Genomic DNA, 13,409 nt, shown 5'->3' on the forward strand with positions numbered 1-13,409 from the left:
CCGGTCGAGCCGGTCGGGATCCCGACGCAGTTGTATTCGCCGAGCAGGTTGTTGATCAGCTCGCTGCCGCCGCCCCATTGCAGCCAGGAAATGTGCTGGCGCGTGTTGAGGCCGAACGGCAGCGAGGTGCCGAAGGTGAAGGCCGGGTTCTTGCCCCAGTAATAATACAGCGCGGTGTTGCCCATCTCGACCGTGCCGTTGGAGACCGCGTCGAGCACCTGCAGGCCCGGCACGATCTCGCCGGCGGCGAAGGACTGGATCTGGAAACGGTTGTCGGTGATTTCGGCGACACGCTTGCAGAAGAATTCGCAGCCGCCGTAGAGCGTGTCGAGAGCCTTCGGCCAGCTCGCCGCGAGCCGCCACCTGACCTCGGGCATCGATTGTGCGACCGCGGGCGCAGCCACCGCCGTCGCAGCCAGCCCAACGCCGCCTGCCTTCAAGAAATCACGACGCTTCATGCAATTCCCTCCTGTGTGCCGATGCCTCGACAAGGGGAACGATCTCGGTGCCGTCTTTCTTTGCCGATCGATCGACGTTGCTGTGGTGAATGTGTCCGGTGGCCCTCGATGGGCTCTTGTGTGTGGAATTCCGGGCGTCCGGTTCCATCGGTCAGGATGATCGTTTGCCCGGGGAAATCAAGCGGCTGCCTTCGTTGCAGCTGCGAAAGGAAATCGGCGCTGTCGGTCTTATCTGATACCTGTCGGCCTTGCCGTGATCTGCTACGACGGCAGGTGAGTTGATGGGAGTTCAAGGACATGGCCAACAAGAAAATCGTGGTCGCCGGCGCAACCGGCCTCGTGGGCAGTGCCGCCTTGCGACACTTCGGCGCAGCGGATGATTGCGAGCGCATCGCGCTGTCACGCCGCAAGCCGCGCGAACTCTATGGCGCGCGGCACGTGCCGATCGATCTGACCAATGCGGAGGATTGCCGCCGTGCCGCGACCGAGCTCGCCGGCGCAACGCACCTGATCTATGCCGCACTGTTCGAGGCGCCCAGCCTGGTCGATGGCTGGCGCGATGCCGGGCAGATCGAAACCAACGACCGGATGCTGCGCAACCTGATGGGCGTGCTCGAACCCGTCGCGCCCGACCTCAAGCACGTCGCGCTGCTGCAGGGCACCAAGGCCTACGGCGTGCACGTCCGGCCGCTCACCGTGCCGGCGCGCGAGGGCCGCTCGGAGATGTACGAGCAGCCGAACTTCTATTGGGCGCAGGAGAACTTTCTGCGCGGGCTGCAACGCGGCAAGAGCTGGCACTGGACCATCCTGCGCCCGGTGCTGATCATCGGCGAAGCGATGGGCGGTGCGATGGATCTGATCCCGCCGCTCGGCGTCTATGCGGCTGTTCTGCGCGAACAAGGCAGGCGGCTGGATTATCCCGGCGGCGCGCCGCGCGTCGCGCAGGCGGTCGACGTCGATCTCCTGGCGCGCGCGATCGCCTGGTCGGGCGAGGCCGGGACCGCGCGCAATGAAGCGTTCAACGTCACCAATGGCGACGTCTTCACCTGGGAAAATATCTGGCCCGCAGTCGCGGATGCGCTCGAGATGACGCCGGGCCGGCATGTGCCGCTGTCGCTGGCGCAGGAGTATCCGAAATGGATCCCGCTGTGGGACGAATTGCGCAGCAAGCACGATCTGATCGCGCCCGGGCTGGAAGAGTTCGTCGGCCTCTCGTTCCAATATGCCGATTACAGCATGCGCTATGGCCAGACGGAGTCAGGTCCGCCCTCGATCGTTTCGACGGTGAAGATCAACCAGGCCGGCTTCACCGAGATGATGGATACGGAAGCGATGTTCCGGAAATGGTTCAGGCTGGCGAAGGCGAGCCGGTTGTTGCCGTAGTCGTTCGGGTGCCGCTCCACCTTCTCCCTCTCCCGTAAAGGACGGGGCGAGGTGAAAGGGAAGGAGCTACTGCGAAAACGCAGCTTCCATCGCCTTCCGCGTCCTGATCGTGTCGTTGCGCTCGTCGACCTCGACATCGCTCCAGCGCACCACGGCGCCATGGGCGACGTCGTTCTTCAGCTTGACGCGATGCGCGAGCCCGATCGGCAGCGCACCGGCAGCGAGGCTGGCCGAGGCGGGCATCAGTTTGCCCCACACCGTGTAGCCGCCTTCGCCGTCGAGCATCTCGCCGGCGCGCAGGTAGCGCTTGGCCACCGCCGCGACGTCGCCGCGGAAGCCGCGCGGCTGCCCGGTCGGCTCGTTGCGCAGCGCCGCCGAGAGCACGGAAATGTTCAGCTCGAGCCCGATCAGATGATACGGCTTGTACATCGCCGCATAGCGGCCGGATGAGTCGGTCTTGAGGCCGTATTGCCTGAAGCAATCGGTGGCATAATCGTTCGGCGCCTCCAGCACCACATAGACGCCCCAGCGCAGGTCGCGAAACACCGGACGGCCGTCGCGTTCCAGCGACGACACCACCTCGACGATGCCGGATTTCTCCAGCACCCCACCTTTGTCGCGCGGCCGCATCACATGCGGCAGGTCGTCGACGCCGCAGGGCGGAAACAGCAGGCCCTCCGACGGCACGTCGAGCGTGCAGGCGTTGGCGATCGCCGCCATCTCGATCGCGGATTTGGTGCCGTCGAGGAAGGAGTTGAACATCTGCGGGTTCATGCCGGCGGATTGCGCTTCGCCCGCGGTGAGCCCGTAATGCTGCCAGACGCCCTCCGGCGTCACGTCGTGATAGGCGGGCAGGTATTTGGTGCCCTTGCCGGCGGCGACGACGCGGAAGCCCGTGGCGCGCGCCCAATCGACCATCTCCGCAGTCAGCGCCGGCTGGTCGCCATAGGCGAGCGAATAGACCACGCCGGCCTTGCGCGCCTCTTCGGCGAGCAGCGGGCCCGCCAGCACATCGGCCTCGACGTTGACCATCACGACATGCTTGCCGGCTGCGATCGCCGCGCGGGCATGGCGGATGCCGACCGCGGGGTTGCCTGTGGCCTCGACCACGACATCGAACGCACCGCCCGCGATCGCGCGAGCGCCGTCATCGGTGAAGGTGGTTGCGCCGATCCGCGCATCGTCCCAGCCGACGGTGCGGCACGCCTCGCGCGCACGGTCGCGGTCGAGATCGACGATCACGGGCACCTCGAGCCCCGGCGTGTGCGGCACCTGCGACAGGAACATCGAGCCGAACTTTCCGGCGCCGATCAGGACGACGCGCACCGGCTTGCCGGCGGCGGCGCGGGTCTGGAGGAGGTGATGCAGGTTCATGTTGATCTTCCAATCCAAAGTCGTCATTCCGGGCTCGCGAAGCGAGAGCCCGGAATCCATTGTACTACGAACCGTGTGGTCAAATGGATTCCGGGCTCGACGCTTCGCGTCGCCCCGGAATGACAGCCGTTGGTTTACTCCGCCGCCTGCTTTGGTGCGCGGGCAAGCCGCAGCAGCGCGTCGTCGGCCACGGTCTGGATCGGCGTGAAGTCGCGGTGCGCGATGTAGTCCGGCCGCGTCGGGGTGCGGATGTAGTTCGAGACCGCGTTCAGCGTCAGATAGACGATCTTGCGCGGGTAGGGCGTGATGTTGCCGCTCGATCCGTGCACCAGATTGCCGTGGAACATCAGCATGCCGCCGGGCTTGCCGGTCGGCGCGACGATACCGCCCTGCTTGACGAGCCGGGTCACCGTCTCCTCGTCCAGCGTCCACAGCGGGTAGGACGTGGTTTCGAGATCGTGCGAGGCCTTGAGGTCGCCGGCGGTCTGGCTTTGCGGCACCAGCATCAGCGGGCCATTGATCGGCATCACCTCGTCGAGGAAGATCGCGATGTTCATGGCACGCGGCTCCGGCATGCCGTCGTCGCGCTTCCAGGTGCCGTAATCCTGGTGCCACTGCCAGACGTCGCCGGTGAAGGCTGCCTTGGCGTTGATCTTGAACTGATGCATGTAGACCTTCTCACCGAACAGCTGCTCGATGGGGTCGATCATGCGCGGATGCGCACCGAGAATTCCGAACGCCTCGTTGTAGAGATGCGCGGCGAACGCCGTACGCGGCGCACCGCTCTTCTCGCGCCACACCTCGGGCCGGTTGGCGTCATAGATCGCAACCGCCTCGCGCGCCAGAAAATCGACCTCTTCCTGGCTGAACAGTTCGGGCAGGAACAGCCAGCCTTCGCGATGGAAGAATTCGACCTGCTCTTGGGTCAGTTTCATGGTGCTTTCCTCCCTGTTGTTCTTTTCTGCGCTCTCTTCGTCATGGTCGGGTTTGTTTGATCACGCCGCCACGTCGATTGCCCTCAGCTTCTGTTCGGTCATCTGTCCCGCTGTCTGCGCATGCGCCAGCGCCGCGGCCTCGGCGGCTGAGGCGTTGCCGGAGAAAATATGCGCGGCGATGGTCTCGTGTTCGGTCCAGGCGCTGTCGCGATAATCGAGCTCGGCGAGCACGGTCGCCATCGAACGGCGCATATGCGGCCATTGCGGCGCGATCATTTCCTCGATTGCGGTATTACCGGCCAGCCGATAGATCGCGCTATGGAAGTCGACGTCGAGTGCGATCAGGCGCGCCAGCTGCGCGTCGCCGCCGATCGCGCGTCCGGCTTCGAGCGCGCTCTCGAGCTGCGCGCGCGCCGCGGCATCCTCTTTCACATGCGTTGCGGCAAGCCGCGCCGCGAGCGCATCGATGGCGCCGCGCACTTCATAAAGCTCGCGGATGCGCTGCGGATCGAGCTGCGTCACCTCGAAGCCGCGCTTGCCGCTCTCCGCGACGAGGCCCTGCCGATGCAACAAATGCAGCGCGTGCGAGATCGGCTGGCGCGAGACGCCGAGCCGATCGGCCAGTTCGTTCTGGGTGATGCGCTGGCCGGGCAGCAGCGTGCGGTCGATGATCGCCTCGAGCAATCGCCCGTAGACCTGATCGATGAGGTTCGGGAGGGGGTCCAATGGAATCATGCCATCAGTCCAAATTGGAATACGGAATTCCGTGTTCGGTGGTGCAGCCTACTGCGCGTTGGAGGGACGGTCAAGCGCCGCATCTGCAGCGACCATAAGCATTTGCATATATTTGGTTTTTACCCATTGCAGCCGGACGCTGCGATCGTTGCCATGACCGACCAGTCTCATCGGTGAGCGGAGCAAGCGATACCCCTCTCCCCAACCTCTCCCGCAAGGGGGGAGGGAACCCGTCCGCCGGTGCTCCCCTCACTCCTTTTCGCGCCGTTCCTGCGCACAATTCACCCACTCAATGTGAGGTGACCACAATGGGTCGAGCTCCCTCCCCCCTTGCGGGGGAGGGTTGGGGAGAGGAGCGGCCGCGGGCACCAGCGCAAAAGATTGGCATGTTGCTTCAACGGACGCCGCCGCGCGCGCCGCTACTTCGCCTTGCCCAGCTCCATCAGAATCCGCGTCATCAGATAGAGCCGCGGCACGATCGAGTTGGTGTCGATGTATTCGTCGCGGGCGTGATAGCCCCAGCCGGCGAGGCCGAAGCTTTCGACCACGACCGCTTTGCCGCTGCGCGCGGCGTAGCCGGCGTCGGTCGCGCCGCCGGTCATTTCCGCAATATCGAGTGTGCGGTCGAGCTCGCCGTAGATCGCCTGTCCCTGCTTGGCGAGCGCGCGGCCGCGATCACCAGCTACGAAAGGCGGACGGCCTGCGGTGACCTTCACAGTCACTTCGGTGTCGGGAATCAGTCTGTCTTTCACCTTTTCGTCGAGCGCCGCCTGCAGCTTCTGCACGCCGTCCGGAACGGTGAGGCGGATGTCGGCGCCGGCAGAGGCATGATCGGGGATCTGATTGCGCACGGTGCCGGCCTTCGCGGTGGTCCAGTTCAGCTGTGTGCCCAGAATGGATTTCGCGACGTCCTGGGTCTGCAGCAATTGATGCGCGAGCTCGAGCAGCGCGTTGCGGCCGAGCTGCGGCGCGGCGCCGGCATGCGAGGCCTTGCCCTTCACGTCCAGCGTGCCGGTCGCGGTGCCGCTGGCGCCGAGCAGCAGGCTTTCATTCTTGGCCACCGGCGGCGCCACCGTCGGCTCGCAGGACAGCACCACATCGTGCTGGTCGGCGAGCTCGGAGATGATCTCGCCGGAGCCGATCGAGCCGACCTCTTCATCCGGATTGAACGACACGGTCAGCTTGGCGTAGTCGCGCCAGCCCGTATCGTTCAGGATCTTCAGCGAATGCAGGATGACGGCGATGCCGCCCTTGTCGTCGGCAATGCCGGGCCCGTAGATCCTGTTGCCGTCGACCTTGTAGGGCTGGCTGTCGAGGATGCCGTGCTCATAGACCGTGTCCATATGCGCGATCAGCATCAGCTTCCTGCTGCCGGTGCCCTCGAAGGTGCCGATCACCATGTCGGCGCCGGCGCCCTTGGTGGTCTTGCGCCGCTCGGTCTTGGCGCCGAGCGCCTTCAGCCGCGCCTCGGTATAGTCGGCCATCTTCTTCAGGCCTTCGACATCCCCAGAGCCCGACTCGATCAGCACCATGTCGTGCAGGCTCTCGATCACCGCCGGCTGCGCTTGCTCGGCGGCAGCGCGCAGCTTTTCATCCGCGGCGGCAAAGGCGGGGGACGAGGCGAGGGCGAGCAAGCCGGCCGACGCGAGCAATTTGACGGATAGTTTCATGATTGTCCTCCCAGCAGTAAGCGCAAGGAGAACACTAGCATCGCAACTTTGCCGCGTCAGGTGCGATCCAGCACCTCGATATCGAGCGCTTCGATCGCTGCGGGCTCGGCGGTCGCATCGATCGCCGCGATCCGGTCGCCCGAGATCGTGACCCGCAGCACGACCCGCAGCGCGCCGCCGAGAATGACGGCAACGCCGATCTCGCCGTCGACCAGCGCCGGCCTTGCCGCCTGCGCGCGTCCCTTGAAGCTTTCGGCAACCGCAGCGGCGCCGCGGATCACCGGCAGCGAGCCGAGCCGCTGCGCGGCCTGATCGGCGCGCACCACGACGTCGGGCGCCAGTACGGCAAGCAACCCTTCGAAATCGCCATTGCGCGACGCCGCGAGGAAAGCCTCGACGATGCCGCGCTGCCGGCCGAGATCGCCATCCGGCGCGGGTGGCGCGCCCTGCACGCGGCGCCGGGCGCGGCTCGCCAGTTGCCGCGCGGCGGCCGGTGTGCGCCCGACGATCGGCGCGATCTCCTCGAACGGCACCGCGAACATGTCGTGCAGCACGAAAGCCAGCCGCTCGGCCGGCGCCAGCGTCTCCAGCACCACGAGCAGCGCGGCGCCGACGGAGTCGGCCATCTCGGTCTCGCGCTCGGACGGATTGTCCGCGATCGGCTCCGGCACGTGCGCACCCATCGGCTCCTCGCGGCGCGATTTGCGCGAGCGCAGCATGTCGAGGCAGATCCGCGCGATCACCGTGGTCAGCCATCCCCCGAGATTGTCCACCGCGGCGGCGTCGGTGCGGCCGAGCCTGAGCCAGGTTTCCTGCACGGCGTCGTCGACCTCGGCGGTCGAGCCCAGCATGCGATAGGCCACCGCCCGCAGGCGTGGCCGGTTGGCCTCGAACTGTTCGGTGAGAGAATTTTTCTCGTTCATCGGTCACATTCCCTTCGCTCGCTGCGTCATGGCCATGACGAACGAAACTCGGCCGATGTGACAACAGATCGGCACGGCTTCGTCAAAAGCCAAATCAGGAGAGTGACATGATGAAAGCCCGCATGAACCACCCGGTGATGGTTGTTCCCGATGCCATGAAGGCGCTGCAGGCGCTCAGCGAGAGCACCAAGCAGGCTTTGCCGGAAAAGCTGCTCGAACTGGTGCATCTGCGCGCCAGCCAGATCAATGGCTGCAGCGTCTGTGTCGACATGCACCCGAAGCTCGCGAAGCGCGCCGGCGAGACCGACGAACGGCTGTTCGCGGTCGGCGCCTGGCGCGACACGCCGTATTTCACCGAAGCCGAGCGCGCCGCGCTGGCGCTGACCGAAGCGGTGACCCGGCTCAGCGACCGCGAGGATCCGGTGACGGACGCGGTATGGGACGAGGCGGCGAAGCATTTCAACGAGCAGCAGCTTGCGTCCCTGGTGCTCGGCATCGCCGCAATCAATGTCTGGAACCGGCTCAATGTCGCCGTGCGCCAGCCGGTCGGTGTCTGGAAGGTGTGACATCTCTTGCCGCGCGCACAATGCACCCTCTCCCCTTGTGGGAGAGGGTGGTGCGATAAAGCGCAGCGGCATCGCGCCGGGTGAGGGGTTCCCTCCGCGGAAACACACCCCTCACCCGGATCGCATCTGTCGATGCGATCTGACCTCTCCCACAAGGGGAGAGGTGCACTTTTTACGCGGCCAGAAACTCCAGCACGATTTCGCAATAGCGCTGCGGGGCCTGCTCGAACATCGGGTGAGTGGTGCCCGGGATCATCTCGGCGCGCGCGCCCTTCACATTGGCGGCAAGCGCGTGCAGCACCTTGGGCAGCACGCCCTTGGTGTTCGCGCCGCCGATGAACAGCGTCGGCGTCTTGATCGCCTCGGCGTCGGCCTTCGAGAACGGCGGCCGCTGGTCGCGGGTCTGGCCGATCAGCGTGGTCGCGTTGTCGCGCAAGAGCTGTTTGGACGTTGCTGGAATCCGCTTCCAGGCGCTGGGGCCTTCCAGCGCGTCCATGAAGATCTGCAAGCCGCCGTCGATGTCGCCCTTGGCGATCTCCGCGGCACAGGCCGCAAAGCGCGCGGCCAGCGGCGAGGGGCCCGGCTTGAAGTCGGGATCGAGGCTCTCGTCGAGCTCGCCGCCGGGCTCAGCCAGGATCAGCTTGCGCAACAGGTCCGGCCGCCGCTGCGCGACACGGAAGCAGATATGGCCACCGCGGGAATGCCCCATCAGGTCGACGGGCCTGGTGTCGAATGTCTCGATGAAGGCGATCACGTCGTCGACATGCTGCGCGATCGAATAGGTGTCGCCGACGCCGTCCCAATGCGCCGGGAAGAAATGCCGCAGGCTGACCGCGATCACGCGATGCCGCCGCGTCAGCGGGCCGAGCACCGCCGACCAGATCCGGAAATCGCACAGCGAGCCGTGCACGCAGACCAGCGGCGGGCCCTCTCCGATATCGAGATAGGGCATGTCGAAACCGTTGACGTGGAGGCTGTGCATTTCGGGGCTCGCGGAGGGCAGGAGATGTTGTTGATTTGGCCGAAGTTCCCACGGAATTCGGGTGGATAGCAACATTCTCCAAGTCTAGATTTCAGATCAACAGCAGGCTCAAACATGTGAGCCGAAGGAACATCTGGAGCGACCCATGAGCGGCCAGCATTTTGCAATCTTCGAGACCATGATCGGCGCCTGCGGCGTCGTCTGGGGCGAGCACGGCGTCACCGCCGTGCAGCTGCCGATGGGCACCGAGGAGAAGACCCGCAAGCGGATCTTCCAGCGCAACGGCGACGTCACCGAGGCGGCGCCGCCGGCCGAGGTGCAGCACGCGATCGACGGCATGATCGAGCTGCTCGCCGGCAGGCCGAACGACCTCGCCGACATCCTGCTCGATCTCGACGGCGTGCCCGAGTTCAACCGCGGCGTCTACGACATCGCGCGGAAGATTCCACCGGGCAAGACCATGACCTATGGCGACATCGCCAAGCAGCTCGGCGGCGTCGAGCTGTCGCGCGACGTCGGCCAGGCACTCGGCCGCAACCCATGCCCGATCGTGGTGCCCTGCCACCGGGTGCTGGCGGCCGGCAACAAGCCGGGCGGCTTCTCGGCCAATGGCGGCGTCGTCACCAAGCTGAAGATGCTGCAGATCGAAGGCGCGATCGTGAACCACACGCCGAGCCTGTTCGATTGAGGACGATCACCCTCCCACTCAAGGGAGGGTGAAGCGAGCAAGCCTTTACTTCACCGTCTCGCACACGAACCCGTTGCCCTTCCGCCTGATCTTGCCGACCGTCGGCGAGGGGAAGTGCGCGGGGCAGCACAGCGTGTCGGTGTCGCAATAGCGCTCCAGGAAGCTGCGCCGCGTCTTCGCGGCCAGTGCCGGGTCGACGTCGAACTTCGGCGACAGCTCCGGATAGAGCGTCTGGATCGGCGAGTGCATCAGATCGCCGGCAAACACCGCATCATCCTTGCCGCGGCCGAAGGTGAAGGCTACATGGCCCGGCGTGTGGCCGGGTGTCGGCAGCACGCGCATATGGTCGCCGATGGCGAAATCATTGCCGACCAGCTCGGCCCGCTTGGCTTCGACCACGGGCAGCACGCTGTCGACGAAGGGCGGGACCTCGGCCTTGGCGTTGGTCTCGGTCCAGTAGTCGAACTCGCTCTTGTCGAACACGTAACGCGCGTTCGGGAAGGTCGGCACCCAGCGGCCGTTCTCGAGCCGCGTGTTCCAGCCGACATGGTCGACGTGCAGATGCGTGCACATCACATAGTCGATGTCGCCGACCGAAAAGCCCGCCGCCGCGAGGCCGCGCAGATAGTTGTCGTCGGTCTTCATGTTCCAGCTCGGCCGTCCCGGCCGCGGCTTGTCGTTGCCGATGCAGCTGTCGATCAGGATGGTGTGGTGCGGCGTCTTCACGACGTAGGACTGGAACGCCAGGATCAGCGTGTCGCTGTCATCGAGTGCGCCGGCCGCCTTCATCCAGCCGCGGTTCTCGGCGAGCAGCTCCGGCGTCAATCCGGGCAGCATGTCGTGGGCAGGCAGGAACAGCCCTTCTTCCTCGACAATGCGATGAATGGTGAGATCGCCGGCGGCAAATTTCAGACTCATGGGGATTCCTTGACGTTGGCGTTTGCGAGCGAAGTGGAGTGCGGTTGGCGTGAAGAGACCGCGTAAAAAGCCAGTGCGCGGCGCGCATGGCGGGAATGCTGATGTTGGCGAGGATATCCGTCGCCGCAAGGTCTTGCTCCGGCGGCCCGTACCGGGCTGCCGTCATCATCATCACAAAGTCGAGATCGGAGGCGTTCTGCGCGGGCACCAGGCGCGCGCTGAAAATCGAATGGCGGGGACGCTTTGCGTTGCTAGGCCGCAGGCGGCGCCGAGATCTTCACCGACGGCCGCTCCAGCATCTTCTGGTAGAAGGCGTCGAGCTTCGGATAGGCCTTGCGCCAGCCGCAATCGGCGAACCGGAGATCGGCGTAGCCGAGCACGCAGACGAGGCCGATCTGCGCGATGTCGAACGATGAACCGTTCAGCACGTCTGGCCGGTTCTCGAACCGCGCCATGCCGGCCCAGGCCCGGTTCCAGTGATCGTCGTACCAGGCCTGCCACAGCGAGCCCTGCGGCCGCACCATCTTCTCGTAGCGGCACAGCAGCATGGAATCGAGCATGCCGTTGAGCAGCGAGTGATCGGTCTTCAGCTGCCAGCGCCGCGGACCGTAGCCCGGAATCAGCCGGCCGCCGCCGATCTCGTTGAGATATTCGACGATGACGTAGGAATCCAAAATGACGTCGCCATGGTCGAGGATCAGCACCGGCAATTTCTTCAACGGCGAGATCCTGGAATATTCGTCATTGGCCGTGCCCGGCGCGACGCTGGCCGGTACCAGCTCGATCTTGTCGATCAGGCCGAGCTCGATCGCCGCGATGCGTACCTTGCGGGCGAACGGGGAGGCGGGAGAGAAGGTGAGTTTCATGTGAGGCCCCTCTGCTGTCGAATTGGATCGTCATTGCGAGGAGCGAAGCGACGAAGCAATCCATTCATCCGCAGCTGTGGAGAGATGGATTGCTTCGCTTTGCTCGCAATGACGGTAGTGGGCACTAGCCGGACCTTACGCCCCAACGATCTCCTGGCGCTGCTCGCCGAGGCCTTCGATGCCGAGCGTCACGACGTCGCCGACATTGAGATATTGCGGCGGCTTCATGCCGGTGCCGACGCCGGGCGGGGTGCCTGTGGTGACGATGTCGCCGGGCAGCAGCGTCATGAACTGCGAGACGTAGGAGATGCACTTCGCCATGGTGAAGATCATGGTCGAGGTCGAGCCGGTCTGGCGGCGCTGGCCGTTGACGTCGAGCCACATCGACAGCTTCTGCACGTCGGGGATCTCGTCCTTGGTGGCGAGCCACGGCCCGACCGGGCCGAACGTGTCGTGCGACTTGCCCTTGGTCCACTGGCCGAGGCGCTCGATCTGGAAGTTGCGCTCGGAGACGTCGTTGCAGATGCAGTAGCCGGCGACATGGTTCAGCGCGTCGGCTTCCGAGACATACTTGGCGCGGGTGCCGATGATCGCCGCGATTTCGACCTCCCAGTCGAGCTTGGTCGAGCCGCGCGGCTTCTCGACCGGATCGTTCGGGCCCGACAGCGCGGTGTTGGCCTTGAGGAAGAAGATCGGCTCGGACGGGATCGGGTTGCCGGTTTCCTTGGCGTGGTCGGAATAGTTGAGGCCGATCGCGACGAACTTCGAGATGCCGGTGATCGGGGCGCCGAAGCGCGGCTTGCCGGAGACGGCGGGGAGGGAGGCGGGATCGAGGGCGGCAAGCTTCTTCAGCGAGTCCGGCGAATAGGCGTCGCCGGTCAGGTCCTTCAGATGGGCCGACAGGTCGCGGAGCTGGCCGGATTTATCGATCAGACCGGGCTTTTCCGCACCCTTTTCGCCATAACGAACAAGCTTCATTTGATCACTCCCTACGATGTCTTGAGGATTGTTACTGGTATACCTCGACACGCTTCATGGAACAGCGCGGGAGGAAATTCAACCGCCTGTCGCCGCAGGCATTGCAGCCATCACCTGCCGGCGTAGCCGCCGTGCGCCGGTTCTTTCCAAATGCCGGTCATGATCGCGAATGCGGCGGGGCCAGCATCCGCGTGAACATCTCTTCCAGCAGGCGGCACGGCGGCTCGGGATCGCGCATGCCCGCTGCGATCGCGTCGTCGACCACGGCATGCATGCCGTCGAACACGATCAGCGCCGCGCTGCGGGCATTCGGGAATGCCCAGACGCCGGCTGTCCGGCCGTCCTCCAGCACGCCGACGACCTGTGCGATCACGTCGTCCTTTTCCTGCGACTGGCGCTGATGATGCGTGAAGTCGTGAAACACGACGTCATGCAGCTCGACGTTGGCAAGATAGGTTCCGACCGCGCCGCGCAGCCAGGCGGACAGCCGCCGCGGCGTGGTCGTCCGCGGCGCGCTCGCCGATCGCTGCGGCAACGCGAGAGAGGAAATCCTGCGTGAAGCGCGCGCGCAGCGCAATGATCACATCCGCCTTGGTCGAGAAGTAATGGTAGAAGGTGCCTTTGGCGACGCCGGCCCGCGTGACGATGTCGTCGATCGTGGTGGCCTCGATGCCTTTCGCAATGAACAGCGCTGCGGCCGCCGACATCAAATCGTCCACCCTGACCTCGGCGGGCCGCGTGCGTCGCCAATGCTGCGATGTGCCGCGCGTGGTCCCCGCCTGTCGCTTCCCGATCATCCATCCGCTCCCGATATCCGATTCCGGAATCGCATATTTAGAATGTCTTTGAAACAGCTTAGATGAATTGACCGACCGTCAGTCGATGGATATTTGTGCCTCGCCGCCGACCGGATCGACCGATCAGCACGGTCCG

15 protein-coding genes (1 of these 15 running past the window's edge) are annotated in these 13,409 nt (G+C 65.1%); 3 read left to right on the forward strand and 12 right to left on the reverse strand.

Annotation, left to right across the window (positions count from 1 at the left end):
- On the reverse strand, window positions 1-458 hold the 5' portion of the coding sequence (locus ACVISU_RS27105) for a TRAP transporter substrate-binding protein (protein ID WP_456708886.1). 631 nt of this gene lie to the left of the window's left edge; the window shows 458 of its 1,089 coding nt (coding positions 1-458); its start codon is at window positions 456-458; its stop codon lies beyond the left edge, outside the window.
- 297 nt (window positions 459-755) lie between these two features.
- Here ACVISU_RS27105 and ACVISU_RS27110 point away from each other — a divergent pair, with 297 nt between their 5' ends.
- Window positions 756-1,841, forward strand: coding sequence for an NAD-dependent epimerase/dehydratase family protein (locus tag ACVISU_RS27110; RefSeq protein ID WP_456708887.1), 1,086 nt, complete (start codon window positions 756-758; stop codon window positions 1,839-1,841).
- A gap of 66 nt (window positions 1,842-1,907) precedes the next feature.
- On the opposite strand, the gene ACVISU_RS27115 is transcribed toward ACVISU_RS27110, so the two are convergent.
- From ACVISU_RS27115 to ACVISU_RS27135, 5 genes are all read right to left on the reverse strand, one after another.
- The gene (locus ACVISU_RS27115; RefSeq protein ID WP_456710904.1) at window positions 1,908-3,215 is read right to left on the reverse strand and encodes an NAD(P)H-dependent oxidoreductase; all 1,308 of its coding nucleotides are present in this window, start codon (window positions 3,213-3,215) and stop codon (window positions 1,908-1,910) included.
- A gap of 134 nt (window positions 3,216-3,349) precedes the next feature.
- Window positions 3,350-4,150 carry a phytanoyl-CoA dioxygenase family protein gene (locus tag ACVISU_RS27120; RefSeq protein ID WP_050405001.1) on the reverse strand — a complete coding sequence of 267 codons (801 nt, stop codon included), beginning with the start codon at window positions 4,148-4,150 and terminating at the stop codon, window positions 3,350-3,352.
- A 60-nt stretch (window positions 4,151-4,210) separates the two neighbouring features.
- On the reverse strand, window positions 4,211-4,885 hold the full coding sequence (locus tag ACVISU_RS27125) for a GntR family transcriptional regulator (protein ID WP_456708888.1): 675 nt from the start codon (window positions 4,883-4,885) through the stop codon (window positions 4,211-4,213).
- Between the two features lie 419 nt (window positions 4,886-5,304).
- Window positions 5,305-6,555: a M20/M25/M40 family metallo-hydrolase gene (locus ACVISU_RS27130; protein ID WP_456708889.1), complete on the reverse strand. Its 1,251-nt coding sequence runs from the start codon at window positions 6,553-6,555 to the stop codon at window positions 5,305-5,307.
- 56 nt (window positions 6,556-6,611) lie between these two features.
- On the reverse strand, window positions 6,612-7,478 hold the full coding sequence (locus tag ACVISU_RS27135; RefSeq protein ID WP_456708890.1) for a sigma-70 family RNA polymerase sigma factor: 867 nt from the start codon (window positions 7,476-7,478) through the stop codon (window positions 6,612-6,614).
- A gap of 110 nt (window positions 7,479-7,588) precedes the next feature.
- Between ACVISU_RS27135 and ACVISU_RS27140 the strand changes: the two genes are divergently transcribed.
- Window positions 7,589-8,044, forward strand: a complete 456-nt coding sequence (locus tag ACVISU_RS27140) for a carboxymuconolactone decarboxylase family protein (protein WP_050405033.1) — start codon at window positions 7,589-7,591, stop codon at window positions 8,042-8,044.
- 172 nt (window positions 8,045-8,216) lie between these two features.
- On the opposite strand, the gene ACVISU_RS27145 is transcribed toward ACVISU_RS27140, so the two are convergent.
- Window positions 8,217-9,026, reverse strand: coding sequence for an alpha/beta fold hydrolase (locus tag ACVISU_RS27145; protein ID WP_456708891.1), 810 nt, complete (start codon window positions 9,024-9,026; stop codon window positions 8,217-8,219).
- A 145-nt stretch (window positions 9,027-9,171) separates the two neighbouring features.
- Between ACVISU_RS27145 and ACVISU_RS27150 the strand changes: the two genes are divergently transcribed.
- Window positions 9,172-9,714, forward strand: a complete 543-nt coding sequence (locus ACVISU_RS27150) for a methylated-DNA--[protein]-cysteine S-methyltransferase (protein WP_456708892.1) — start codon at window positions 9,172-9,174, stop codon at window positions 9,712-9,714.
- Between the two features lie 45 nt (window positions 9,715-9,759).
- Here the strand turns inward: ACVISU_RS27150 and ACVISU_RS27155 are convergent, their stop codons facing one another.
- From ACVISU_RS27155 to ACVISU_RS27175, 5 genes are all read right to left on the reverse strand, one after another.
- Entirely contained in the window at window positions 9,760-10,632 is an 873-nt protein-coding gene (locus ACVISU_RS27155; protein WP_456708893.1) for an MBL fold metallo-hydrolase, read from the reverse strand.
- Between the two features lie 251 nt (window positions 10,633-10,883).
- Window positions 10,884-11,498, reverse strand: coding sequence for a glutathione S-transferase family protein (locus ACVISU_RS27160; protein WP_456708894.1), 615 nt, complete (start codon window positions 11,496-11,498; stop codon window positions 10,884-10,886).
- A gap of 135 nt (window positions 11,499-11,633) precedes the next feature.
- Window positions 11,634-12,476 carry a fumarylacetoacetate hydrolase family protein gene (locus ACVISU_RS27165; RefSeq protein WP_456708895.1) on the reverse strand — a complete coding sequence of 281 codons (843 nt, stop codon included), beginning with the start codon at window positions 12,474-12,476 and terminating at the stop codon, window positions 11,634-11,636.
- Between the two features lie 157 nt (window positions 12,477-12,633).
- Window positions 12,634-13,011, reverse strand: a complete 378-nt coding sequence (locus ACVISU_RS27170) for a hypothetical protein (protein WP_456708896.1) — start codon at window positions 13,009-13,011, stop codon at window positions 12,634-12,636.
- The gene (locus tag ACVISU_RS27175; RefSeq protein WP_456708897.1) at window positions 12,905-13,273 is read right to left on the reverse strand and encodes a helix-turn-helix domain-containing protein; all 369 of its coding nucleotides are present in this window, start codon (window positions 13,271-13,273) and stop codon (window positions 12,905-12,907) included. Before ACVISU_RS27175 ends, ACVISU_RS27170 begins: the two co-directional genes overlap by 107 nt.
- Window positions 13,274-13,409: the final 136 nt, after the last annotated feature.

Source organism: Bradyrhizobium sp. USDA 4452 (assembly GCF_054063575.1).

Bases quoted from the DNA above. Each gene is read 5' to 3' on its own strand.
- ACVISU_RS27110 (WP_456708887.1), top strand. From the start codon at position 756: ATGGCCAACAAGAAAATCGTGGTCGCCGGCGCAACCGGCCTCGTGGGC.
- ACVISU_RS27115 (WP_456710904.1), bottom strand. From the start codon at position 3,215: ATGAACCTGCATCACCTCCTCCAGACCCGCGCCGCCGCCGGCAAGCCG.
- ACVISU_RS27120 (WP_050405001.1), bottom strand. From the start codon at position 4,150: ATGAAACTGACCCAAGAGCAGGTCGAATTCTTCCATCGCGAAGGCTGG.
- ACVISU_RS27125 (WP_456708888.1), bottom strand. From the start codon at position 4,885: ATGATTCCATTGGACCCCCTCCCGAACCTCATCGATCAGGTCTACGGG.
- ACVISU_RS27130 (WP_456708889.1), bottom strand. From the start codon at position 6,555: ATGAAACTATCCGTCAAATTGCTCGCGTCGGCCGGCTTGCTCGCCCTC.
- ACVISU_RS27135 (WP_456708890.1), bottom strand. From the start codon at position 7,478: ATGAACGAGAAAAATTCTCTCACCGAACAGTTCGAGGCCAACCGGCCA.
- ACVISU_RS27140 (WP_050405033.1), top strand. From the start codon at position 7,589: ATGAAAGCCCGCATGAACCACCCGGTGATGGTTGTTCCCGATGCCATG.
- ACVISU_RS27145 (WP_456708891.1), bottom strand. From the start codon at position 9,026: ATGCACAGCCTCCACGTCAACGGTTTCGACATGCCCTATCTCGATATC.
- ACVISU_RS27150 (WP_456708892.1), top strand. From the start codon at position 9,172: ATGAGCGGCCAGCATTTTGCAATCTTCGAGACCATGATCGGCGCCTGC.
- ACVISU_RS27155 (WP_456708893.1), bottom strand. From the start codon at position 10,632: ATGAGTCTGAAATTTGCCGCCGGCGATCTCACCATTCATCGCATTGTC.
- ACVISU_RS27160 (WP_456708894.1), bottom strand. From the start codon at position 11,498: ATGAAACTCACCTTCTCTCCCGCCTCCCCGTTCGCCCGCAAGGTACGC.
- ACVISU_RS27165 (WP_456708895.1), bottom strand. From the start codon at position 12,476: ATGAAGCTTGTTCGTTATGGCGAAAAGGGTGCGGAAAAGCCCGGTCTG.
- ACVISU_RS27175 (WP_456708897.1), bottom strand. From the start codon at position 13,273: ATGATCGGGAAGCGACAGGCGGGGACCACGCGCGGCACATCGCAGCAT.